General features: G+C 63.1%; 21 protein-coding genes. 8 read left to right on the top strand and 13 right to left on the bottom strand.

Features of this window, described 5'->3' with window-relative positions; translation table 11 throughout:
• Positions 1 to 353: 353 nt before the first annotated feature.
• From ACFQ6H_RS24650 to pdhA, 5 genes are read right to left on the bottom strand one after another with little or no spacing between them, the layout of a single operon-like run.
• Positions 354 to 1,007: a hypothetical protein gene (locus ACFQ6H_RS24650; RefSeq protein ID WP_378539406.1), complete on the bottom strand. Its 654-nt coding sequence runs from the start codon at positions 1,005 to 1,007 to the stop codon at positions 354 to 356.
• 29 nt (positions 1,008 to 1,036) lie between these two features.
• Complete coding sequence (locus ACFQ6H_RS24645) at positions 1,037 to 2,242, bottom strand: MFS transporter (protein ID WP_378640156.1); 1,206 nt, start codon at positions 2,240 to 2,242, stop codon at positions 1,037 to 1,039.
• Between the two features lie 10 nt (positions 2,243 to 2,252).
• The gene (locus ACFQ6H_RS24640) at positions 2,253 to 3,452 is read right to left on the bottom strand and encodes a dihydrolipoamide acetyltransferase family protein (RefSeq protein ID WP_378649158.1); all 1,200 of its coding nucleotides are present in this window, start codon (positions 3,450 to 3,452) and stop codon (positions 2,253 to 2,255) included.
• Positions 3,449 to 4,426, bottom strand: a complete 978-nt coding sequence (locus ACFQ6H_RS24635) for an alpha-ketoacid dehydrogenase subunit beta (protein WP_378640161.1) — start codon at positions 4,424 to 4,426, stop codon at positions 3,449 to 3,451. The genes ACFQ6H_RS24640 and ACFQ6H_RS24635 overlap by 4 nt, the downstream gene beginning before the upstream one ends.
• On the bottom strand, positions 4,423 to 5,511 hold the full coding sequence (gene pdhA, locus ACFQ6H_RS24630) for a pyruvate dehydrogenase (acetyl-transferring) E1 component subunit alpha (protein ID WP_378649156.1): 1,089 nt from the start codon (positions 5,509 to 5,511) through the stop codon (positions 4,423 to 4,425). The genes ACFQ6H_RS24635 and pdhA overlap by 4 nt, the downstream gene beginning before the upstream one ends.
• Positions 5,512 to 5,732: 221 nt before the next feature.
• Between pdhA and ACFQ6H_RS24625 the strand changes: the two genes are divergently transcribed.
• Positions 5,733 to 6,761: a phosphotransferase family protein gene (locus ACFQ6H_RS24625; RefSeq protein WP_378640166.1), complete on the top strand. Its 1,029-nt coding sequence runs from the start codon at positions 5,733 to 5,735 to the stop codon at positions 6,759 to 6,761.
• Here ACFQ6H_RS24625 and ACFQ6H_RS24620 read toward each other — a convergent pair.
• The 3 genes from ACFQ6H_RS24620 to ACFQ6H_RS24610 are packed head-to-tail and all read right to left on the bottom strand — an operon-like array spanning position 6,758 to position 8,952.
• Positions 6,758 to 7,207, bottom strand: a complete 450-nt coding sequence (locus ACFQ6H_RS24620) for an acyl-CoA thioesterase (protein WP_378549340.1) — start codon at positions 7,205 to 7,207, stop codon at positions 6,758 to 6,760. The genes ACFQ6H_RS24625 and ACFQ6H_RS24620 overlap by 4 nt on opposite strands.
• The gene (locus ACFQ6H_RS24615; protein ID WP_378549337.1) at positions 7,204 to 8,442 is read right to left on the bottom strand and encodes a benzoate/H(+) symporter BenE family transporter; all 1,239 of its coding nucleotides are present in this window, start codon (positions 8,440 to 8,442) and stop codon (positions 7,204 to 7,206) included. The genes ACFQ6H_RS24620 and ACFQ6H_RS24615 overlap by 4 nt, the downstream gene beginning before the upstream one ends.
• 36 nt (positions 8,443 to 8,478) lie before the next feature.
• A complete protein-coding gene (locus ACFQ6H_RS24610; RefSeq protein WP_003941284.1) occupies positions 8,479 to 8,952 on the bottom strand; it encodes an Lrp/AsnC family transcriptional regulator in 474 nt (157 codons plus the stop codon).
• A 102-nt stretch (positions 8,953 to 9,054) separates the two neighbouring features.
• Between ACFQ6H_RS24610 and ACFQ6H_RS24605 the strand changes: the two genes are divergently transcribed.
• Both ACFQ6H_RS24605 and ACFQ6H_RS24600 read left to right on the top strand, forming a co-directional pair.
• Entirely contained in the window at positions 9,055 to 9,678 is a 624-nt protein-coding gene (locus ACFQ6H_RS24605; RefSeq protein WP_378539414.1) for a LysE family translocator, read from the top strand.
• 22 nt (positions 9,679 to 9,700) lie between these two features.
• On the top strand, positions 9,701 to 10,537 hold the full coding sequence (locus ACFQ6H_RS24600; protein ID WP_378649154.1) for a sulfurtransferase: 837 nt from the start codon (positions 9,701 to 9,703) through the stop codon (positions 10,535 to 10,537).
• A gap of 1 nt (position 10,538) precedes the next feature.
• Here the strand turns inward: ACFQ6H_RS24600 and ACFQ6H_RS24595 are convergent, their stop codons facing one another.
• Both ACFQ6H_RS24595 and ACFQ6H_RS24590 read right to left on the bottom strand, forming a co-directional pair.
• On the bottom strand, positions 10,539 to 11,000 hold the full coding sequence (locus tag ACFQ6H_RS24595; RefSeq protein WP_003941357.1) for a DUF6328 family protein: 462 nt from the start codon (positions 10,998 to 11,000) through the stop codon (positions 10,539 to 10,541).
• A gap of 12 nt (positions 11,001 to 11,012) precedes the next feature.
• Entirely contained in the window at positions 11,013 to 11,831 is an 819-nt protein-coding gene (locus ACFQ6H_RS24590) for a shikimate 5-dehydrogenase (protein ID WP_378649152.1), read from the bottom strand.
• Positions 11,832 to 11,959: 128 nt separating this feature from the next.
• On the opposite strand from ACFQ6H_RS24590, the gene ACFQ6H_RS24585 reads away from it, so the two are divergent.
• Complete coding sequence (locus ACFQ6H_RS24585; protein WP_378649150.1) at positions 11,960 to 13,534, top strand: molybdopterin-dependent oxidoreductase; 1,575 nt, start codon at positions 11,960 to 11,962, stop codon at positions 13,532 to 13,534.
• On the opposite strand, the gene ACFQ6H_RS24580 is transcribed toward ACFQ6H_RS24585, so the two are convergent.
• Positions 13,521 to 14,156, bottom strand: a complete 636-nt coding sequence (locus tag ACFQ6H_RS24580; RefSeq protein WP_378649148.1) for a TetR/AcrR family transcriptional regulator C-terminal domain-containing protein — start codon at positions 14,154 to 14,156, stop codon at positions 13,521 to 13,523. The two genes, ACFQ6H_RS24585 and ACFQ6H_RS24580, sit on opposite strands and share 14 nt — an antisense overlap.
• A gap of 176 nt (positions 14,157 to 14,332) precedes the next feature.
• On the opposite strand from ACFQ6H_RS24580, the gene ACFQ6H_RS24575 reads away from it, so the two are divergent.
• Positions 14,333 to 15,565, top strand: coding sequence for an amidohydrolase family protein (locus ACFQ6H_RS24575; protein ID WP_378649146.1), 1,233 nt, complete (start codon positions 14,333 to 14,335; stop codon positions 15,563 to 15,565).
• A gap of 1 nt (position 15,566) precedes the next feature.
• Here the strand turns inward: ACFQ6H_RS24575 and ACFQ6H_RS24570 are convergent, their stop codons facing one another.
• Positions 15,567 to 16,268, bottom strand: coding sequence for an HNH endonuclease family protein (locus tag ACFQ6H_RS24570; protein ID WP_378649144.1), 702 nt, complete (start codon positions 16,266 to 16,268; stop codon positions 15,567 to 15,569).
• 80 nt (positions 16,269 to 16,348) lie between these two features.
• Positions 16,349 to 17,269: an NADP-dependent oxidoreductase gene (locus tag ACFQ6H_RS24565; RefSeq protein ID WP_378649142.1), complete on the bottom strand. Its 921-nt coding sequence runs from the start codon at positions 17,267 to 17,269 to the stop codon at positions 16,349 to 16,351.
• 92 nt (positions 17,270 to 17,361) lie between these two features.
• On the opposite strand from ACFQ6H_RS24565, the gene ACFQ6H_RS24560 reads away from it, so the two are divergent.
• The 3 genes from ACFQ6H_RS24560 to ACFQ6H_RS24550 all read left to right on the top strand — a co-directional run bounded on the left by ACFQ6H_RS24560 (position 17,362) and on the right by ACFQ6H_RS24550 (position 21,847).
• Complete coding sequence (locus tag ACFQ6H_RS24560) at positions 17,362 to 20,178, top strand: DEAD/DEAH box helicase (RefSeq protein WP_378649140.1); 2,817 nt, start codon at positions 17,362 to 17,364, stop codon at positions 20,176 to 20,178.
• Positions 20,175 to 20,948 (top strand): SWIM zinc finger family protein, encoded by a 774-nt coding sequence (locus tag ACFQ6H_RS24555; protein WP_378539424.1) that lies wholly within the window; start codon positions 20,175 to 20,177, stop codon positions 20,946 to 20,948. The genes ACFQ6H_RS24560 and ACFQ6H_RS24555 overlap by 4 nt, the downstream gene beginning before the upstream one ends.
• Before the next feature lie 149 nt (positions 20,949 to 21,097).
• Positions 21,098 to 21,847, top strand: coding sequence for a GntR family transcriptional regulator (locus ACFQ6H_RS24550; RefSeq protein ID WP_378549304.1), 750 nt, complete (start codon positions 21,098 to 21,100; stop codon positions 21,845 to 21,847).
• The last annotated feature ends 54 nt before the right edge of the window (positions 21,848 to 21,901 follow it).

Below are 21,901 nucleotides of genomic sequence, written 5' to 3'. Positions count from 1 at the left end.
CACTCGTAAAGGGGCGTCCACTCGCAAGAGCGAGTGGGCGCCTTTCTTCGTAGCCGTGTGCGGCAACAACCTCTTGTGCTGCAACGACAAAGGCGCCTGGTCCGAGACAAAACTCGGAACAGGCGCCTCTGGCGACGTTTTACGGGACCTCGGGAGTTTCGGGGTCGGAGGAGAAGCCGGAAAGTAGTTCGATCAACTTCTGGATCAGTTCGAGCGGGTTCAGATCTTCGAGGCTCACGGTAAAGACTCCTTCGCTGTGGAACTACTTGATTCGGACATTTCCGAACATACGTCATGTCCGAGCGTGGCGGGCGAGCTATCGGCGAAAATCTCTGGATCCCAAAGATTTAGGACTAAAGTCGGATGCTCCGGTGCCTGGAGAACGCGATTGCAGCCGTATCCGGGCGTAGCTCTTCACGTTTCGCGGCGATGGGCGATCGTGCCATCAAAATGGCTGCGGCACAGGCCCATACCAGAGCGATCAGAACTCCAGCTATCACGCCGAAAAGGCCGCTCAACTCGGCGGCCAGTGCGCTGGCACTGATCGCAGCAACCCCGGCGAACCCGAGTCCGGCGACCACCGGACGCCACTGCGGGGCGGAGATCAAGATCGCCGAGCCGTACAGCGCGGTCGCCGCTGCGACGTGACCGCTGGGCAGTAGGTCCTGGGGAACATCGGGAAGCCAGGAACCGAATGCCGCGTTGGTGAGATTGGCGCCCATTCCGAGGAGCAGGATCGCGCCGATGCCGTATGGCAGTCCGCGGACCATCGAGACGACGGCCAGAGCGGTAGTGGCTGCGAGTACAGCGGTGACGTCGAATCGGCCTACCGTCCACTCGGCAAGTGCGCGCACCTGATCCGGGACGCTCAAACCGGGCGAGGCGGGTCGCACAAAATACAAGACGCCTAACGCTACGACGGCGATCGCAGCAAGAACGAGGAAGCGAGTGGTTGTGGAGGGAGCGGGGTGCTGGGTGGAGGTCGAGACGGTCACGAGTACCAGCATCCCTGTTGAGTCTGTGCCGATCGTGAGGATCAGCTGTGAGGTCTGTAGGCGGTCGGAGAATCGCGCCGAACGACACCCGCACAACCCGCTGCGACCAGGACGCATGCAAATGGGATCAGCATTGCTGTGGTGAGAGGCACAAGCTTGGTGACCCACCCGATGGTTGCCGGCCCGGCGAGGAATCCGATGTATCCCATTCCGACGACGCGAGACATGTTGGTACCGGCCGAACCTGAGCCCAGATTTCCGGCCGTGGTGAAGATCTGCGGAATACATCCCGACAGGCCTGCGCCGAACAGTGCCCAACCGAGCAGCGTCAGCGGTAGCCAGTCGGATACCACGACGGTCAGCATGCCGACGGACGACAGCAATGCGCCGTAGCGAACCACGGCCACCGGGCCGACTGCCGCGCTGATCCGATCCGCGGTGAACCGGCCGACGGTCATCATGGCGGAGAATGCGCCGAACGACAGTGCGGCAACGGCATTCGAAACACCGAGATCTTCCTTGACCTGCAGCGCGCTCCAGTCGTTTGCCACTCCCTCGGCCAGCATCAGAACAAAGGCGAGGGTTCCGAGCGCGAGCACGCGAGCCGAGAATCTGCCGTGCGTCTTTCCTGCAGTCGACGCCGTATCTGCGTGCACGTGGACGTGGGGGAGCAGGGGGCGCGAGCACAGCCAGACCGCCAGCAAACCGATTGCCGACGCGATGCTGAGCGTGACGTACGGCGGAAGATCCAGTGCGAGAGTGCCGAATCCGATGACGGACCCCAGCACACCGCCGACAGAGAACATGCCGTGAAAGGCCGCCATGATCGGACGCCGGTACAGCTGTTCGGCTTCGACAGCCTGCGAGTTCATCGACACGTCCAAAGCGCCGTTCGCGAAGCCGAACACCACAAGGGCAGCACCGAGTTGCCAGGTGTTCGTGGCAAACCCCGGGCCGAGGGTGGCGAATGCCAACCCGCTGCCCGCGAGGATGACCATGCGCCTGCTGCCATATCGATCGGCGAGCGGGCCGCTCAATTGCATACCGGCAATGGCTCCGACAGCGAGTAGGAGAAGCAGTGAGCCGAGCGTCGAGTGACTGATTCCGACACGGTGTTCGATGGACGGAATGTGGACGACCCACATTGCGAGGAGAAATCCGTTGATGCCGAAGATGCCGAAGATGCCGGCCCGGGCGCGTACCAGGGCGGAGGTGGGGACTGCGCGGTCGGTGGGGTTGACGCTCACTCGTTCCTTTTTACAGGTGAGACAGCAACAGGTCCGGGTCCGCGAGCATCTCCGCGACAAATGAGAGGAATCTCGCGGCCTGCTCACCGCTCAGCACGCGGTGGTCGAACGTCAACGTCAGTGTCACGACGCTCCGCACTTCGATCTTGCGCTCGATCACCCACGGACGCTCGCTCACCGAGCCCAGGCAGAGGATGACGGCTTCTCCTGGATTGAGAAGCGGAATGCCGCCGTCGACGCCGAAGACTCCGACATTGGTGATCGTGACCGTGCCACCGGTCAGGTGATGGACGTCGGTCACTCCCGCGCGGGCAGCGACAGTCAGTGCGGTCACGGCGCGGGCGAGTTGAACCAGGTTCAGGGTCTCGGCGCTCTTGATATTGGGCACGGACAGCCCACGCTCGGCGGCCACGGCGATGCCGAGATTCACGTGATCGTCGATGACGGCGTCGCCGCGAGCCTCGTCCCAATGCGCGTTCACCATCGGGTGCGACGCGATTGCGGTCACCAATGCCTTGGCCGCGAGAGTCAGTGGAGTGAGGGACAGCCCGGTGAACGCGTCCGAGGAACGGAGCCTGCCGAGCAGTTCCGTCGACGCCGTGACATCGGAAGTGAGAAAGACGCTGGCCTGGGGAGCGCGGGTGCTGGCAACCATCGCCGACGCCATCTGTTTCCGTATGCCGGATGAGGTCGGCTGTGCCGCTTTATCCAACGGCGCCTTTGAGTGAAGCGCGTCTGCGACGTCAGCCGCGGTGACGGCGCCGTCGAACCCGCTTCCGGGGATCTCACTCAGATCGACTCCTGCTTCACGCGGCGCGCGTCGCGCCGAGGGTGTTGCGGGCCGTCGCTCCGGTGTCGGCCGGGGCTGCGGGTGCGGCGCGATCCTGCTCCGTCGCCGACTCGGTTGCTCAGCCGTCGGTCCGTACCCGACCAGCACATTCGGCGACTGGGGATCACGTGGATCGGCAGGCCCCTCGATACGGATGATCGGAGTGCCGACCGGAACAGTGGTGCCAGGTTCGACGAGGAGTTCTCTGACAACGCCGACATAGGGCGATGGTAGTTCGACAAGAGCTTTGGCCGTCTCTACCTGGGCGAGAACTTGATTGAGTGCCACAGTCTCGCCGACCTTGACCGTCCACTCGACCAGATCTGCGGAAGTCAGGCCCTCTCCGAGATCCGGCAATCGGAATTCCTGCGCTGTACTCATGCCGCCAGCGTCCGGTCGAGCGCCGCGAGGATCCGGTCCGCGTCCGGAAGGTGAAACTGCTCGAGCTTGGCGGGCGGATAGGGGATGTCGAATCCGGTGACCCGCAGGATCGGCGACTCCAACTGGTAGAAGCAGTGTTCCGCGACGTGTGCTGCGATTTCGGCGCCGACGCCGAGAAACTTCGCAGCCTCGTGGACGACGACCAGTCGGCCCGTCTTGTTCACCGACGCCTCGATCGTGTCGAAGTCGACGGGGGAGAGCGAACGTAGATCCACCACTTCCAGGTCGTGGCCTTCTTCTTCGGCGATCCGCGCGGCGTCGAGTGCGGTGGTGACCATGGATCCGTACGCAACCACTGTCGCGTCGTTTCCTGAGCGGGCGACGCGGGCACGGTAGAGCGGAAGCTCAGGCGCGGCATCGGTATCCACGTCGGCGGTGTCCCAGTAGCGCCGTTTGGGTTCGAGGAAAATCACCGGGTCGTCCGCGGCAATCGACTGTCGGATCATGTGAAAACCGTCGACCGGATTGCTCGGATACACCACCCGCAGCCCTGCGGTGTGAGCGAAGTACGCTTCCGGTGATTCCGAATGATGTTCCACCGCACCGATTCCGCCGCCGCTGGGAATCCGGATGGTCAGTGGTGCGGTCACAGTACCTCGGGTGCGGTAGTGGATCTTTGCCACCTGGGACACGATCTGATCGAAGGCCGGGTAGACGAAACCGTCGAACTGGATCTCGCAGACCGGACGGTATCCGCGCAAAGCCAAGCCGAAAGCTGTTCCCACGATCCCTGATTCGGCGAGCGGCATGTCGATCACCCGGGTATCGCCGAAGTCCTTCTGCAAGGCGTCGGTAACCCGGAATACGCCGCCGAGACGGCCGACGTCCTCTCCCATGATCACCACGCGACGATCGTCTTCGAGTGCGCGTCTCAGGCCGGCGTTGAGCGCGGTCACCAGATTCATGACGGTCATGACAGAGCCCCTTCCAGGCTGCCCAGATACACGCGATGCTCTTCGCGTTCAGCGTCGATCAACGAGTGTGCCTCGACGTAGACGTGATCGAACAGCGCTGACGGGTGCGGATCGGCGAGTGCGATGGTTGCGCGTCGCAGCCCGGCTGCGACGTCGTCGGCGGCCGCCGCGATGGTGGTGACGGCGTTCTCATCGAGAAGGCCGCGATGTCCGAGGAGCAGACGCATTCGCTCCAGCGGGTCGCGGTTTCTCCACTCCGACATATCCGTATCGGTGCGGTACCTGCTCGGATCGTCGGACGTCGTGTGCGGGCCCATTCTGCAGGTGATCGCCTCGATGAACGTCGGGCCGCTGCCTTCGCGTGCGCGATTGAGCGCCGAGCGCGTGACTGCGAGAACGGCGAGGACGTCGTTACCGTCGACGCGGATCGCCGGAATGCCGTAACCGATCGCCCGATGTGAGATGGGTGTGCGGGACTGCAGGGATACCGGTTCACTGATGGCCCACTGGTTGTTCTGGCAGAAGAAGACAACGCCGACACGGAAACTGGCGGCAAATCCCATCGCCTCGGCGATGTCGCCTTGGCTAGAGGCGCCGTCACCGAAGTAGGCGATCGTCGCGATCTCGGCGCCGTCCAGATGCGCGCCCAGTGCGTATCCGGTGGCGTGCAGACCTTGGGAGCCGACGACGATCGCCGGATTGGTGACGTTGAATTGTGCTGGATCCCAGCCTGAATGGGAGATTCCGCGCCACATGGTCGTCAGCAGTTCGGCGGGAACTCCCCGGCAGTACGCGACGGCATGTTCGCGATAGCTCGTGAAGGCGAAGTCGTCGGGGGCAAGCGCTCTCGCGGAACCGACCTGCGAGGCTTCTTGGCCGAGCATCGGAGCCCACAACCCTATTTCGCCTTGACGCTGCAGGGCAACAGCTTCGGTGTCGATTCGGCGACTCACGACGAGATCGCAATACAACGACAGCAGTTCGTCGGGCCCGATGTCTGTTATGAGACGGTCGAATTCGGGACGGCACACGCGTGCGCCGTTCGGTTGGATGAGTTGGACCGGATAATCGAGGTTGTCGATCATCTTCGCTCACCTCGGTTTCTGCTCATGCCCGGCGCGCCTCGTGAGTACGCCGCACAATCCCGATGTGTTGTATGCAGTTGTCGCTCTACCATCAGGATCCCCCTGATCGGGAAATCCGCAAGTGTTTTCACCGCTGTATCAAGGCCGGAATTGCGAACTGGCGAGTAACAAACGTGTCGGTACGGCCAACCGATCGGAAATCAACCGCTAGCATCGGTGCGGTGACTGCAGTCGGTTTGAACGAAGAAGCTGTTTCCGCGTGGATCGCCGAACTGGGGGTCGGCGCCACGACACCACTGACTTTCGAGAGGATCGGTAACGGGCAATCGAACCTGACCTACTCCGTGACAGATGCGGGCGGAGGACGGTGGGTACTGCGCAGACCTCCACTGGGCACGTTGTTGGCGTCAGCGCACGACGTCGTTCGTGAGCACCGCATTCTGTCCTCGCTCCAGGGCACCAAAGTGCCCGTTCCCAAGATTCTCGGCATCACGGAAGACCCGGAGATCACGGACGCTCCGCTGGTTCTCATGAGCTACATCGACGGCGTCGTGATCGACGGCGTACCGGTGGCTCAGAAGCTGACCGAGGACGAGCGTCGTGCGGTCGGATTGGCGATGCCGAAAACCCTCGCGAGCATCCATGGGGTCGACCTGGAAGAGACCGGCCTCGACGATCTGGCCAGCCGCAAGCCCTTTGCCGAGCGTCAGCTCAAACGGTGGTCGGCGCAGTGGGAGAAGTCGAAGACCCGCGATGTTCCCGACGTCGACCGGTTGGCCGAGATTCTGCACCGAAACATTCCGGAACAGAGCGAAGTGACCTTGGTCCACGGCGACTTCCACCTCAACAACGTCATCACCGATCCGGTCGAGGGACGCATCGTTGCCGTCGTCGACTGGGAGCTGTGCACGTTGGGGGAGCCACTCGCGGATCTCGGTGCGCTCCTCGCGTACTGGCCGGAAGCCGGTGACAAAGTTGCCGGTCCGTTCATGGCGTCCACGTTGGAAGGCTTCCCGAACCGTGACGAGCTGGTCGCTGCCTACGTCGAGGCGACCGGCCGCGACGTGTCAGCTGTCGGATATTGGCACGTACTCGCTCTGTGGAAGCTCTCGATCATCGCCGAGGGCGTGCTGCGACGCATTCTCGACGATCCGCGCAACAAGGCTGAGCACGGCGGGCCGACGGTCACGCTGATCGACGGAATCGTTGCACGCGCCGTCTTGACGGCAGATCAGCTCGGTCTGAGCTAGCTTCCGGTCAAGGTCCCGGCTGCCGATCTGATGGCGGCCGGGATCTCCACCGGCTTGCGGGTGTCAGCGTCGACGTAGACGTGAACAAAGCGTCCGCTGGCAGCGGGTTCCCAATTGCCGCCGTCGACCTCGTGAAAAATCGCGAGGGAGTAGACGATGCTCTTGGTGCCCAGCTTTTCGACGGAGATACCCACCTGCAACTGCTCGGGGAACGACAGTTCGCTCAGGTACCGGCACGACGTCTCGGCGACGACGCCGATAGCAGGCAGGTTGCGGATGTCAGTTCCCGTGGACGACATCAGCCAGGCGTTGACCGCGGTGTCGAAGTACGAGTAGTAGGTCACGTTGTTGACGTGGCCGTAGTGATCGTTGTCGTCCCACCGCGTCGGGACGGGCCAGAGGACGGGAAACTCGCTGATCGACGGGGGCGTCTGCGCTGTGCTCACGGCTTCGACTGTAGTGAGGACTTTCGCGAGAGTGAGGGCAGGGTGGTGCCCTGCAGGACGGCACGCACGATCAGTCCCACCAGCAGTGCCCAGAATGCCGAACCGATTCCCAGGATACTGACGCCGGATGCGGCGATCAGAAACGTGACCACGGCGCCTTCACGTTCACTCGCCTCGCTCAGCGCCGAAGTGAGGGCACCGGCCAGTGTTGCCAGGAGTGCCAGTCCGGCAACAGTTTCCACGACGCCGGCCGGAGCGGCAGCTACCAGAGCGGCCACGGCGGCCGCGCCCGCAGCGAGAACGAGATACGCCCAGCCTGCGGTGAAGGCAGCGATCCATCGGCGTTTGGGATCCGGATGTGCGGTGGGGGCGGCGGCCAGGGCTGCGCTGATTGCCGCGAGGTTGATCGCGTGGCCACCGGCCGGAGCGCCGACGATGGTGCCGATACCCGTCACGATCATCGACGGTCGCCAGGGAACGGTGTATCCGAACGAATTCATCACCGCCACACCGGGAATGTTCTGCGAAGCCATCGTGACGATGTAGAGCGGAACGGCGATGCCGATCATCGCCTGCCAGGTCCACGACGGCGCGGTGAGATCGATGCGGGGGATCATGGCGCCGGCGTCGAGCGCGCGATCCGACGTGACGAGGCTGATCCCGATCACGATCGCCGCGGTGAGAAACGCGAGCGGAACCGCCCATCGCTTGGAGAAGCGTTGCGCCGCAAGCCAGACCAGGATGACCGGTGCGACCGCTGCCGGTGCGTCCCGGACGGCGATGATCGGCGCCAGGCACAGCGGCATCAGAACTCCGGCGAGCATCGCCTGCGCGAGGGGCGTCGGGATTGCCGAGATGACTCTTCCGAGCGTCGGCCACAATCCGGTCAGAACTATCGCGATTCCCACGACGACGAAGGCGCCGACCGCGGCCGGCCACCCACCCTCGACCGCACCCGCGCCGGCGAGCAGAGCGGCACCGGGCGTCGACCAGGCGAGGGTGATCGGCATCCGGTACCGGCGTGAGAGCCAGAGCATTCCCAATGCTTGGGTCACGCACAGAACCAACAGACCGGACGCCGCCTCGGCTGCGTCCGCACCGACGGCGGCGAGTCCGGTGAGCACCACCGCGAACGAACTGGTGAAGCCGACGAGGGCCGTGACGATGCCTGCGCTCATCGGTTGTGAGTTGCTGCGAACGGCTTCCGGTTCGGTTGTTTCTGTGGAGTCCGACATGGTCAGTGATTCTGCCCGACCACCTCGGGGCGCGAATTACCTGTCCGGTCGGATGGGCGAGGTGACCGCTTTGCCGTAGATGAGGTGCGTTTGGGCGTGCCAGACCTCGGGGTGCGCGGCGAGGTGGTCGATCAGTACTCGTTGTAGATGAGCACTGTCGCGGACCGCGACGTGGAGGAAGAAATCCTCAGGGCCCGAGACGTTGAAGAGGGCAAGGGTTTCCGGCAATGCGAGCGCGTCGGCTGTGAAGCGGTCGACGAGGTCGCGGCGGTGCGGTCGCAATTGCACGGCGATGATCGCCTGCATCGACCGACCCACCGCAGCCGGGTCGACAACCGCATGAATGCCGCTGATCGTCCCGTTGGCGCGTAGGCGTCGTACGCGCTCGTGGCACGAGGACGTCGCCAAACCGACTCGATCGGCCAACACCTTGTTGGTGATCGACGCGTCGTTCTGCAATTCGGCCAAAATCTTCCAGTCCACCGGATCCAGAGGCTCATTCTTCGTCATCTGCCGAACTATATCCGGAGTCGTTTTGAACTTCCCGGATCCAGTTGCACACTCCTGGCATGAACATGTGTCTCGAATCAGCTCGGGTGTGAGGTATTTCGGATGAGTGTCGGTCAATGGCTCGCTTTCGGCTCCCTGCTATCCATCGTCCTGTTCACGCCGGGACCGGATTTTGTCCTGATCCTGCGTCATTCTCTGGCAGATCGTCGGACCGGCGCGGTGGTGGCTGCCGGCGTGATCTCGGGGCTGTTCGTTCACACCGCTGCGGCGTCACTGGGTCTTTCCGCCCTCGTCGCGACGCGTCCGCAGTTGCTCTCCGCGCTCACGTACGCCGGGGCGGCATATCTGACCTGGCTCGGCATCTCGGCGATCCGAAGTGCATTCAAAGCCAGAGCCTCGGACGAGGGAATTCCGGCGGCAAAGGAACCGATTGCCGCCACCACGGCGTTTCGCTACGGATTCCTGTCGAACTTGCTGAACCCGAAGGCGTTGTTGTTCTTTCTCGGACTCCTCCCGCAGTTCATCGAGCCGGGTGAAGGCGCAGGGCTGCGCACGTTGATGTTGGCGGGCGCGACGGTCGTCGCCGCAGCGTTGTGGTGGGCGATCGTGGTGGTGCTGGCGGCCGGAGCCGGCAAGAAGCTGCGTCGCCCTGGCGTCGGCAAGAGGATCGATGTGGTGACGGGCGTGTTGTTGGTGGGCCTCGGTGCCTTCTTCGGGGTTGCGTGAGAGTTCGTGTCAGGATGGGCTCATGACACTTCCCGTGCTGATCGACGTCGAAGAACTGTCCGCTCTCATCGAGGCCGGCGCTGCGCCGCGATTGCTCGATGTCCGATGGGCGCTGGGTGATTCGAACGGCGAGCAACATTTTCGCGACGGCCATATTCCCGGCGCGGTATTCGTGAACCTCGACGAGGAACTTGCCTCGCCGCCGTCGCCGGAAAAGGGAAGGCACCCGCTGCCGAGTCTCGAAGACCTGCAGGACGCTGCGCGTCGTTGGGGAATCGACGACGGTGATTCGGTGGTGCTCTACGACGCCACCGGCAACACGGCCGCTGCCCGTGGTTGGTGGCTGCTGCGGTGGGCCGGGCTCTCGGATGTCCGACTACTCGACGGCGGGCTACAGGCCTGGGAGTCCGCGGGACTGCCGTTGGCGGCCGGTATCGGTGAGTCGGTCACTGAAGGCAACGTGACTTTCACCGGCGGCAACATGCCGACTGTCGACATCGACGGCGTCGGCGACTGGACGCGTGCGGGCGGTGTGCTTCTCGACGCCCGAGCGGGGGAGCGGTACCGCGGCGAGGTCGAGCCGATGGATCCCGTCGCAGGGCACATCCCCGGTGCGGTGAGCGCGCCGACCGCACAGAACATCACCGGCGACGGTCGGTTCGTGAATGCGGACGGCCTGCGTGAGCGGTTCGCCGGACTGGGCGTCGGAGACAAGGTGGCGGTGTACTGCGGGTCCGGAGTGACTGCAGCGCACGAGATTGCGGCGCTCGCGATCGCAGGTTACGACGCGACTCTGTTCCCGGGCTCATGGTCACAGTGGTCGAACGACAGCACTCGCGCCGTCGACACCGGAGCCTGAGTCAGCTCTTGGTGCGATCGATGAATGACGGCACGAGAAACCACAGTGCCGTGAACATGATCGCGGCGCACGCTGCCAAAACCTTTGCGGCAACTCCGCCGACGGCGACCTCGGCGATCAACAGGACCGTGCCGGTCATGGAGGCGGCCAGAAAGGCTATGCCGCACAGGGCGAATCGGTTGGCCACGGGCAATATGTTCTCGCGGTGCCCACGGCGGAAAAGCATGCGATGCCAGACCGCGGGTGCCATCAGGAACCCGAACGAGATGGCAACAAGGATCACCGTCACCAAGTGGATGCCGCGGATGTACGCCGACGCTTCCTCGTAGCGTTCGGTGAATGCCACGGCCAGCAAGAAGGCGAACAGGATCTGCACACCAGAGAGCGCGACGCGCAGTTCTTGCAACAACTCGTTGAAGTTCCGCGCGAGTTGTTGAGGTGGAGTCTCCCCGGTCTCGTTCACGGCGTCGTGGTCCTAGGCCCGTGAGTATTCCGACGCTCGCTGGATCTGCTCCGCGCTCGGACGCACACCGGTGTAGAGAACGAACTGCTCGGCAGCCTGCAGAGCGATGACCGATGCTCCGGTGATCGCCGTCTTGCCGAGTTCGGTCGCCAACGCGATCAGTGGTGTGTTCGCGGGCATCGCGACGACATCGAAGATAACCGTGGCTGCGCGCACTGCTCGTTCGGGAAACGACAATGCATCTGCTTCCGCGCCGCCGGACATGCCGATCGGAGTCGCGTTGATCAGCACACCGGGACGCAACTCGCCCAGCTCTGCGTGCCACTCGAAGCCGTACTGCTTCGCGAGCGCTGACCCTACTTCCCGGTTGCGTGCGATCACCGTGACATCGGTGAACCCGGTGTCGCGCACCGCAGCGACGACTGCTTTGGCCATGCCGCCACTTCCGGCGACAGCGACGGACAGGCTCGTGTCGACGTCGTTGTCACGCAGCAGATCGGCCACCGCCTGATAGTCGGTGTTGTAGGCGTGCAGCACTCCGGACTCGTTGACGATCGTGTTCACGGAGTCGATAGCACTGGCCGAATCGTGCATGACGTCGATGTGCTCGATGACCTGTTCCTTGAACGGCATCGACACCCCGCATCCTCGAATCCCGAGTGCGCGTATGCCGCCGATCGCGGCGGGTACGTCTTCGGTGGTGAAGGCTTTGTAGACGAAGTTCAGGCCCAATTCCTCGTAGAGGTAATTGTGAAACCTGGTGCCGATATTGCTCGGTCGCCCGGAGAGCGACATGCACAGCAGCGTGTCCTTGTTGAGGTCGACGGTCATCGTTCCCACTCTAATCGCGACGACGGGGTAGTTCTTGATGGAGGAGGGACACCCATCCGGATGTCCCGCAGCGCCGAATGTCGGGTATCCGATCGAAGCACCACTCGCACCGACAGAGCCGAGACGACATGGTCACACAGAACATCGACGAGCACCCGAGCACCGAATCTCGTCCACCGCGCCGTAGGTGGGCTGCCCATGCGATCTCCGGAGTGTTGGCCGCGGCTGTCGTCCTGGGTATCGGTGAACTGGTGGCGCTGCCGATCAACCCGGACGCATCGCCGTTCTACGCGGTAGGTGCAACCACCGTCGACCGAACGCCGGCGTGGGCCCGAGAGTTCGCGATCGACACTTTCGGCACCAACGACAAGCCGGCGCTGTTCATCGGAATGTCGATCTTGATAGTTCTGCTCGGCGCGGTGGCCGGATTACTGGAACGGCGACGCCGCCCGATCGGCAGTGTCATCCTCGTTCTTCTGGGTGCGGTTGGTGTGTATGCGGCGATGCAACGCCCGACTGCCGATGCGATGTACGTGTTCCCGACGCTGGTCGGTGTGGTGGCGGGCGTCGCAACCCTGCGGTTGTTGATAATGCAACTGGAGGTGCCGCTCTCGCCGGGCGTCGCCGACTCGTGGTTGCCTCGTCGTCAGTTCCTTCTGCTCGCGGGTGCGGCGTTGGCAGTGGCTGCGGCAGCGGGCGCGGCCGGAAAGTTCGTGGGGCAGAGAATCGCCGGCGCGGTGGCGAATCGTGAAGACTTCGTCGTGCCCACCGCCGCTGACCCGGCGCCGCCGATTCCGGCGGGTGCGGACATCGGGATTTCGGGCGCATCGACGTACATCACGCCCAACGACGACTTCTACCGAATCGACACCGCGCTCCTTGTTCCGCAACTGACGACGGATTCGTGGGAACTACGGATTCACGGAATGGTGGACCGCGAGATGACGTTGTCGTTCGACGATCTGGTGGCGCGAACGCCGATCGAACGAGTGATCACGCTGACCTGCGTATCCAACGAGGTAGGTGGCGTTCTGGCCGGGAATGCGAAGTGGATCGGTTACCCCATGAAGGATCTGCTCGACGAAGTCGGTGTCCATCCCGACGCCGACATGCTCCTCTCGACCAGCGTCGACGGCTTCACGGTCGGGACTCCCGTCGAGATAGTCACGGACGGCCGCGACGCGATCCTCGCCGTGGCGATGAACGGTGAACCGTTGCCGTTCGAGCACGGTTATCCCGTTCGGCAGGTGGTTCCGGGGCTGTACGGTTTCGTGTCCGCCACCAAGTGGGTGACGGAGTGGGAGTTGACGCGTTTCGACAAGGTCGAGGCCTATTGGACCCAGCGCGGTTGGGGCGCGCAGGCACCGATCAAGACGTCCTCGCGTATCGAGGTACCGGCAGCTTTGGCGCCGATCGAGCCGGGGCAGGTGCTTGTGGCGGGAACTGCTTGGGCGCAGCATCGCGGGATCGAGAAGGTCGAGGTTCGCGTCGACAACGGTGAATGGCAACCGGCGACGCTGGCGCAGGAGTACTCGATCGACACGTGGCGTCAATGGTCCTGGATGTGGGACGCGGGCTCAGGCTTGCACACGGTGCAGGTCAGAGCGACGGACTTGGACGGGAACGTTCAGGTGGAAGAGCGCACTCCGCCGATTCCCGGTGGAGCCACTGGCTGGCACACCAGGTCGTTCACCGTGAAGTGACCGGAAAATCCGAATGGGGTTCGGTATACAGGCGGACGACTCGCTGAGCCATCCATCCGGCGATCAGGGTTCGCAGGCCGAAGTCGAAGGTGTCGTCAGTTCGCAGTGGTGTCGTAGCCTCACGCGTGATCTCGCTCGGGTTGGAGGATTGGGTCCATGCGACGTCAGGCGTCGACAGTTTCACGACTGATCCGAGAACCAGACTGTCGAGTGTGGAAATTGCGTGACGAGTGTCGGTCGGATCGAAACCGCCGTCCGAAAATGCTTGAACCAGTGCAGTATCGATTGCGAAAGTCACCTCGGTACGGACGCTTCGTGTCATGAGCAGCGGGATGAGGCGCCAGTGCTCGACCGCAGCTCGGCGATACGCCCACCCCCACGCGCTGATCCGCTCGCTCCACCCTGCGGGTGGTTCGGGGACCGAGATCGACGACATCACGCGGATGCGCATGAGTTCGACGATCTCGGATCGACCTGAAATGTGTGTGTAGAGCGAAGACGGAGTCACGTTCAGTTGCTTGGCGATCCCGGGCATGGTGAAGTCGCCGGTCGCGTCGACAGCGTCCAATGCCGCATCGGTGATGTTGCCGGTGTTCAGTATCGGCTGGGTGGGACGCGGCATCGATTCTCCTGGTGAGGGATTCGGGGCAATCTCGGACTCGCGGGCAATCTTCGGACTTGATCGATTGACGGCAACTTCTTGATTTCGGGAGCCGATATGCATCATACTAACCGAACCCTATTCGGTATGTCGGCGGATTCTTCCGGCGATCGGTACACGTCGGAGGAACATTCAATATGTCTGTCGTATGGCTGACCGGTGCAACGATCATCGACGGAACGGGCGCCGACCCGATCGAGAACTGCGCTGTTGCTGTGGAAAACGGGCGCATCAGTGCACTCGGTGGCACGTCACCCGAGGGAGCGGAGGTGCTGGACTGCACCGGGCTGACGATCACGCCCGGCCTCATCGACGCACACGTTCATCTCGGTGGATCGAGCGATCTCGCACCGAGCCTGCGGCGTCAGATCTCGGTAGCCGAGCTTGCTGCCGACATGTTCGCGACCTGCGCGTCGACCCTCGACGGGGGATTCACCACCGTTCGTGACTGCGGCGGAATCGACGGCGGACTGGCCGGGGTCGTCGCCTCGGGCAAGATTCCGGGACCGCGGATCATTCAGTGCGGCCCGATCCAGTGCCAGACCGGTGGACACGGACATCTGGCAGCGGAGTGGGAGCCGACTTCGGACTGGTCCGATCACGACATCCCCGGATTGCGTTGTATGTCTCTGCTTTCCGATGGTCCGCACGAAATGCGAAAGAACGTTCGCGAGACGTTCCGCAGGGGTGCCGACTTCCTCAAGCTTTGCGTCACCGGGGGAGTGGTATCGACTCATGACAAGCTCACCGACACGCAGTTCACGGTCGACGAGATCGAAGTCGCAGTCGAGGAAGCCAATGCGCGCGGTACGTATGTCACGGTGCATGCCCACAACAACGTGGGAATCCGGAACGCGGTCACTGCCGGCGCCAAATGCGTCGAGCACGGCTCCGATATCGACGACGAGACCGCCAAGTTGATGGCCGAGCACGACGTCGCCTTGGTACCGACGTTGGCTGTGGTGCAGGCGCTCTCGGACAGTGCGGCGTCGGCGGGTCTGCCCGAATCGATTTCGGCTCGCATCGGAAAGATGATGCAGGGGCAGATCGACGGGCTCCTCGCCGCTCGAAATGCCGGGGTCAGAGTGGGGCTGGGATCCGACCTCATCGGTACCGATCAAACGGGCCGTGGGATGGAGTTGGTCCTGCGCGCGAAGGTCGAAACACCCATGGATGCACTGATTTCCGCTACCCGGATCAACGCCGACATTCTCGGAATCGCCGACGAGGTCGGCACCATCGAAGTCGGTAAGTTCGCCGACCTCGTTGCCTTCCGCGGCAATCCGTTGACGGATCTCTCGATCTTTGCCGATCGTGAGCGGATCGCACTCGTCATCCAGAGCGGGCGAGTGGTGAAGGACTGCCGCTAGATCAGCAGCGAGTGGCAAGATCCGTCAGGGTCGAATGATCAGCTCGGCTGACCGGTAAGCCATAGGAAATCGCGACGGTCAGGTACTTGCCGGCGTAGAAACATCGGTACGCAGGATCGGGCGGCAACCAGTCACTGGGCGTGCTGTCGCCTTTCGACTGGTTGTCAGGGCCGTTGACGGCCAACAGGTTCAGTAAGGTGTCGTTCGCGAACCTCATCCGCAGCGCAGGAGTCCAGGAGTTCGCGCCGAAGTCCCAGGCCGCGGCGAGCGGGAAGACGTGGTCGATTTGGACGGACTTGGCCTGGCTGCGTTCGAATTCGATGTGATCACCGGAGTACGGGTCGGTCATCGCACCGGACAGTACGACGCAGTCACGTGTTCCTGGTTTGAACACCACGTCCGAGAGATCGTGGGCCAGGACGTTGTTGCGGGTATCGCACCCGTCGTGGCCACCTGGTGCGTCCTGGTCGTCGGACCAAGCGGGGCCGAAGACGCAGGCCTCGCCGTTACCGCAGCCGCGCTCGTATCCACCCGGATGTGGGCGCTTGTCGACGATCGCGGTCCGGGACAGCAACTCTTCGAGTTCCGATCGCGTCGGGCTGCCCGGGGCCGACTCGAGACGCTCGTCCCCGAACCATCCACAGGACGCGACGAGACATACGAGCACGAGCATCGACGTGATCGCGAATAACCGTGCAACCACCTGTGCCCCCGCCCGTCGTAGATGGTGATTGAACCCTGCCCGTCGTAGACGGTGATTGAACCACCGCGGGCCGACAGGAATCAGCCGAACTCGATCACCACTTTGCCGGCGGCATGGCCGTCTTCGACTGCAGCGAGTGCGTCACCAGCGCGGGAGAAGGGGTAGCGACCCGACACAAACGGGTTCAGGGTCCCATCGGCTACGAGTGCCGCCACCTCTGTGAATACTGCTGTAGTCCTTCGGCGTTCGACTCCGCCGCCGCCAAGGCGGCTTGCCGCCAGGGGATCGGCGATGCTCAGGATCGGCGCGCCCGATCGTGCGAGCGCGGCACCGCGGGCGAAAGTGTCCCCGCCGACCAGGTCGAAAACCGCGTCCACTCCGACTGGGGACAACGCGGACACGTCGTCGGCAAATCCGTCCCCCGACGCAACCCAGCGCGCTCCGGCTTCCTCGATCGCGGTTCTCTTGGACTCGCTCGCGACACCGATCACGTTGATGCTCTGCGGCAGTGCAAGAGCGATCGTGCTGCGACCCACGCCGCCACCGGCGCCGAGCAACAGGAGTGTCGCCCCGGGCTCGAGGCCGAGATCGTGGAGAGCGTCGTAGGCCGTTCCCGCCGCGACCGTCAGCACCGCGGCGTCCGCCCACGGCACGGTAGGTGGCTTGTGCGCTGACGACGAGACGTTGAGCAATGTCGACTCGGCGTATCCGCCGAAGCCGGTGGCGGTAGCGCCGAACACCTCGTCGCCGACCTCGAACTCGGTGACCCGCGGACCTACTCCGATGACAACACCGGACACTTCGCGGCCCAGAACCGCAGGCAGCGTCACCGGGACGGTGTCTTTTCGCGTGCCAGCGCGAACCTTCCAGTCGGCTGGGTTGACTCCCGCAGCTCGGACCGACACCAGCAGTTGTCCCGCGCCGGGCGGTGGCAGGGTGACGTCGAAGTAGGACTGTGTGTCGGGTCCGCCGTACTCGGTGAAGCCGTATGCCGTCGTCATGCCTGCCAGCCTATTGCCCTGCCAGATCGATAGGGCGGTCCGGAAGGGTGGTGAGGAGTAGTGGTGTCGGTGGCACCTGATTGGATGGTCGGATGCTGCATGGACTCTGGTCACCGGGATCGGGGCTCAAACTGTGGGTCGACGGGCACGACGGTGCCGGGACCGACGATCCCCGTGATCCGGTCAGTGCTGTCCTGCATCGCAAGTTCCGTCATCGTGTGAATGTCGCTATGCCGCCCGTGCCTGGCGGGCCTTTGCAGAGTGAGTACGCAGCTGTTGCGGTGGCACCACCGGACGCAGTCGATCTCTTGCTGCGGTTCAAGGCCGACGACCAGCGAATCGCCGGCGACCTGCACTTTCTCGTGCACGTGGCGCGGGGGATCGACCGTTGGGTACGTGCTGGGCGAGTGGTACCGGCTCTGACGCGGGCCGAAGGCAATTGGTGGCCGCGTTGGCAGTTGTCCGTAGGGGAACGCCAGCGCGCCTGGATCGGTGAACTGGTAGTTGCCATGCCGCCGGTGCAGCGGGCTGTTGGCTCGCCGCGGGCGACGATCGAAGACATCACGAACGAATTCACGGATCCGATCGTTCGTCGAGTTCTCGGTGGCTCGGTACCGGTGATGCAGACCCCGCTGTGGCAGGCAGTGCTGTCCGGAGACTCTTTCGACGAAGCGTCGGTACGAGCGGCTGAGGGACTCTCCGAATGGGGTTCGACGTTCACCGCCGGAGAGCCGGACCTGGTTCTGCGTCTGATCGAACCGGAACTTGACGACAATGCCGATCCGGACGACGACGCGCTGTGGCGCCTTCAGGTGTGTCTACGTCCCGAAGGCGAAGCACCCGAGCGTGTTCGACTGCACCGGGCCGATCCCACACGCATCCAGCTCGGCAGCCGCAAGCTCGAAGAGGCGATCAAGGCTTACCCCCGTTTTCGCGACGTGCCGCGAGACGAAGACAGTCTCGACCTGTTGCTGCCCACTCCTGTCGTGATGGACTTGGTCGGACATGGCGCGATTGTCTTGCGGGAGCGAGGGATCACGCTGCTGCTCCCGCGTGCGTGGAACGTGGTATCTCCCTCACTGCGTGTGCGGGTGACGTCGGCGGCATCTCCTATCGTGGCGGAGAATCGTACGGTCGGTATGGACCAATTGCTGGAATACGATTGGGAATTGGCGCTCGGAGACAAGGTTCTCACCGCCGAGGAAATGACCCGACTCGTCGATGCGAAGTCCGATCTGGTCCAGTTGCGCGGCGAGTGGGTTCAGGCGGACAAAGACGTCCTGGCCCGCGCGGCTCGTTTTGTCAGTCAACGGCATTCGAGCGGGGACCGAGCGATTGTCGATCTGATCAAGGACTTGATCGCCGACGACCTCAAAGACCTGCCGGTCGAGGAAGTGAAGGCAACCGGATGGGCTTCCGCCTTACTCGACCAGTCGGTGGCTCCGCAGCAGGTCGCGGTGCCGTCGACGGTCAATGCGACTTTGCGTCCGTATCAACGACGCGGTCTCGACTGGTTGGCGTACATGAGCGCTCTCGGGCTCGGTGCGGTATTGGCCGACGACATGGGTTTGGGTAAGACGCTGCAACTGTTGGCGCTACTTGCGCACGAGAAGTCCAAGACAGCAACGCTTTTGGTGTGCCCGATGTCGGTGGTCGGAAACTGGCAGCGTGAAGCGGCGCGATTTGTGCCGAGCCTGCGTGTCTACGTTCATCACGGTTCGGACCGCGCTACCGGGGCGGAGTTGGAACAGGCAGTTCGTGAGAGTGATCTGGTGATCACCACCTACGCACTCATGACTCGCGACGTCGCGGCGCTCAAGGATCTCGACTGGCGACGAGTGGTGCTCGACGAAGCTCAACACATCAAGAACGCCAAGACATCTCAGGCGCGCGCTGCTCGCAGCATTCCTGCGGACCACCGAGTTGCTCTCACCGGAACGCCGGTGGAGAACCGACTGGACGAGCTGCGGTCCATCCTCGACTTTGCCAATCGAGGGGTGCTCGGCTCGGAGCAGATGTTCCGTAAACGGTTTGTCGTACCGATCGAGCGGGAAAAAGACCAACTTGCCGTCTCGCGACTGCGAGCCGTCACGTCACCATTTGTGCTGCGGCGGGTGAAGACCGATCCCTCCGTGATCGCGGATCTACCCGAGAAACAGGAGATGACGGTTCGAGCGAATCTCAGTGAGGAACAGGCCGCGTTGTACCGCGCGGTGGTGGACGAGATGATGGCGCAGATCAAGGGGACGGAAGGCATGAAGCGCAAGGGTGCCGTCCTCTCTGCGCTGACCAAACTCAAACAGGTGTGCAATCATCCGGCGCACTTCCTGCGCGACGGATCGCCGATGATGCGCCGCGGGCAACACCGTTCGGGAAAACTCGGTCTTGTCGAGGACATCGTCGAGTCGGTCACCGCCGACGACGAGAAGGTTCTGCTTTTCACACAGTTTCGTGAGTTCGGAGAATTAGTGGTGCCGTACCTGGCCGACCGGTTCACCACCGATGTTCCGTTCCTGCACGGCGGAGTGTCGAAAGCCGGAAGGGACGCCATGGTCGAGGCGTTCCAAGGTGAAGGCGGCCCGCCCATCATGGTGCTCTCGCTCAAGGCCGGTGGCACCGGCCTGAATCTCACAGCGGCCAATCACGTGGTTCACCTCGACAGATGGTGGAACCCCGCGGTGGAGAATCAGGCGACGGACCGTGTGTTCCGCATCGGCCAGCGAAAGAACGTGCAAGTCCGCAAGATGGTGTGCGTCGGAACTTTGGAAGAGCGGATCGACACGATGATCGCGAGTAAGAGCGAACTCGCTGAACTTGCAGTCGGGACGGGCGAGAACTGGGTGACGGAGATGAGCGTCGAGCAACTGGACGAGTTGTTGCGACTCGGCGACGACGCGGTGGGCGAATGAGTGCGCGCGGCAAGGGCCCCGATTTCAGTGAGTACACCGGGCCTCGACGACGAGCCCCTGCGCCGGTCAAGCCCCGCCCCGCGTTCGGGAGGACGTTCTGGGGCAAGGCTTTTGTCCGCGTCGTCGAAGAAATCGGCGACAAACCTCGTGTCACTCGGGGGCGCACGTACGCTCGTTCGGGCCAGGTCTTGGCGCTCGACATCGAACCGGGAGTGGTGACGGCCGAAGTTCAGGGCAGTCAACTGCAGCCATTTGTTTCCACTCTGTCGATCGAGACCCTTGATCAATCGGATATCGACGACATCATCACCAAGATCCGCCGAGTGCCGGGAAGCCTTGCCGCACTGGTGTCCGGCACTGTCCCCGATATGCTTGCCGCTCAACTGATACCGGACGGCCCGTCTGCTTTCCGCTTCGACTGCACCTGCCCCGATGTCGGTTGGCCGTGCAAACACGCTGCGGCCGTGGCGTTCTTGACCGCCGAGCGAATCGACACCGATCCGCTGAGGTTGCTGAGACTTCGCGGTGTCGACCTGGAGCAGTTGATCGGCGGAGTGGAAGACGAGTCGACAGTTCCGCTCGACGTCGAGAATTGGTTCGGAATCGCGGCCGCGCTGCCGGCGCTACCGAACGTGCCTTTTCGTGCGGCGATCGACGATCTGGATGTCCGACGGCTGCGCGAGGCGGTTGCGGCACTGGGATTGGACATGGCTCAGCAGAACGTCGCCTTGGACGAAATACGGTCCATCTACCGACGGTTGGACGGTTGAAAACGGACAACTCCGGACTGGTGCTAGTTTCCTGTCGTGAATTCCAGTATCGTTAATTGGACCGGTCCGGTCGGGACCTGCCCGCGATTTCATATCGATATCGTCGGCGAATAGACGACTATTCATTTCTCGGAGGGACAGTCGCTGTGATGCCCGTTCATTTGCGCGACAGCGCAATACCCAAACATGAGCAGTTGCGCACCATTCTCTTGCGCAAGTGCACCCAAGAACTCCAGCCTGGCGACTTGATGACCAGCGAGCGAAACCTGATGCAGGACTACGGCGTCAGTCGGATCACCGTTCGTGAAGCCATCGGACAACTGGTCAATGACGGACATCTCGTGCGTGTACGTGGCAAGGGCACCTTCGTGGCGCACCGTGCCGTCCAGTCCAAGCTGCACCTTGCGTCGTTCACCGAAGAAATGCGTGCCCAGGGGCACCATCCCACTACTGTGGTCCTGGTCAGTGAACAGGGTCCTGTCCCCGAAAGTACTGCTGCCGCACTGAATATGCGACCGGGTTCCGAGGGCTATCACGTCAAGCGCTTACGCCTCGCCGATGGCGAGCCGGTGAGCGTCGACGACGGCTGGTTCAATCCTGAACTGTTGCCGGGTCTGCTCGACATGGACTTGACAGGGTCGATCTACCGGGCGACTGCCGACAGGTACGACAAGCCGATCGATCGGGCAGAACAGACGGTCAGTGCAGACGGTGCCAGTACTGAGATCGCGACTCTCCTGGGCACTCGTAAAGGCGCTCCGGTCTTGTACTTCGATCGAGTGTCGTTCAGCGAGATCGCACCGGTCGAGCACACTCGCAGTTGGTACCGATCCGACCGCTACCAGTTGCAGATGGAAGTCCAGGGTCAAGCGCGGCCCAAGACACGGGGCGACCAGTAGCCATCGATCGAACCGAAAGGGCGGGCACACCGGAAGGTGTGCCCGCCCGTTGCG

The sequence above is a fragment of the Rhodococcus sp. NPDC056506 genome (assembly GCF_042794945.1).
Classification (GTDB): domain Bacteria; phylum Actinomycetota; class Actinomycetes; order Mycobacteriales; family Mycobacteriaceae; genus Rhodococcus_F.
Note: the sequence above shows the minus strand (reverse complement) of the source record. Positions and strands in the feature narration are given on the sequence as shown.

Excerpts from the sequence above, each read along its gene's own strand:
- ACFQ6H_RS24615 (WP_378549337.1), bottom strand. The coding sequence starts at position 8,442 with ATGTCGGACTCCACAGAAACAACCGAACCGGAAGCCGTTCGCAGCAAC.
- ACFQ6H_RS24580 (WP_378649148.1), bottom strand. The coding sequence starts at position 14,156 with ATGCCGCGTCCCACCCAGCCGATACTGAACACCGGCAACATCACCGAT.
- ACFQ6H_RS24640 (WP_378649158.1), bottom strand. The coding sequence starts at position 3,452 with ATGAGTACAGCGCAGGAATTCCGATTGCCGGATCTCGGAGAGGGCCTG.
- ACFQ6H_RS24635 (WP_378640161.1), bottom strand. The coding sequence starts at position 4,426 with ATGACCGTCATGAATCTGGTGACCGCGCTCAACGCCGGCCTGAGACGC.
- ACFQ6H_RS24585 (WP_378649150.1), top strand. The coding sequence starts at position 11,960 with ATGGTCACACAGAACATCGACGAGCACCCGAGCACCGAATCTCGTCCA.
- ACFQ6H_RS24565 (WP_378649142.1), bottom strand. The coding sequence starts at position 17,269 with ATGACGACGGCATACGGCTTCACCGAGTACGGCGGACCCGACACACAG.
- ACFQ6H_RS24555 (WP_378539424.1), top strand. The coding sequence starts at position 20,175 with ATGAGTGCGCGCGGCAAGGGCCCCGATTTCAGTGAGTACACCGGGCCT.
- ACFQ6H_RS24605 (WP_378539414.1), top strand. The coding sequence starts at position 9,055 with ATGAGTGTCGGTCAATGGCTCGCTTTCGGCTCCCTGCTATCCATCGTC.
- ACFQ6H_RS24590 (WP_378649152.1), bottom strand. The coding sequence starts at position 11,831 with ATGACCGTCGACCTCAACAAGGACACGCTGCTGTGCATGTCGCTCTCC.
- pdhA (WP_378649156.1), bottom strand. The coding sequence starts at position 5,511 with ATGATCGACAACCTCGATTATCCGGTCCAACTCATCCAACCGAACGGC.
- ACFQ6H_RS24610 (WP_003941284.1), bottom strand. The coding sequence starts at position 8,952 with ATGACGAAGAATGAGCCTCTGGATCCGGTGGACTGGAAGATTTTGGCC.
- ACFQ6H_RS24550 (WP_378549304.1), top strand. The coding sequence starts at position 21,098 with ATGCCCGTTCATTTGCGCGACAGCGCAATACCCAAACATGAGCAGTTG.
- ACFQ6H_RS24600 (WP_378649154.1), top strand. The coding sequence starts at position 9,701 with ATGACACTTCCCGTGCTGATCGACGTCGAAGAACTGTCCGCTCTCATC.
- ACFQ6H_RS24575 (WP_378649146.1), top strand. The coding sequence starts at position 14,333 with ATGTCTGTCGTATGGCTGACCGGTGCAACGATCATCGACGGAACGGGC.
- ACFQ6H_RS24560 (WP_378649140.1), top strand. The coding sequence starts at position 17,362 with ATGCTGCATGGACTCTGGTCACCGGGATCGGGGCTCAAACTGTGGGTC.
- ACFQ6H_RS24650 (WP_378539406.1), bottom strand. The coding sequence starts at position 1,007 with ATGCTGGTACTCGTGACCGTCTCGACCTCCACCCAGCACCCCGCTCCC.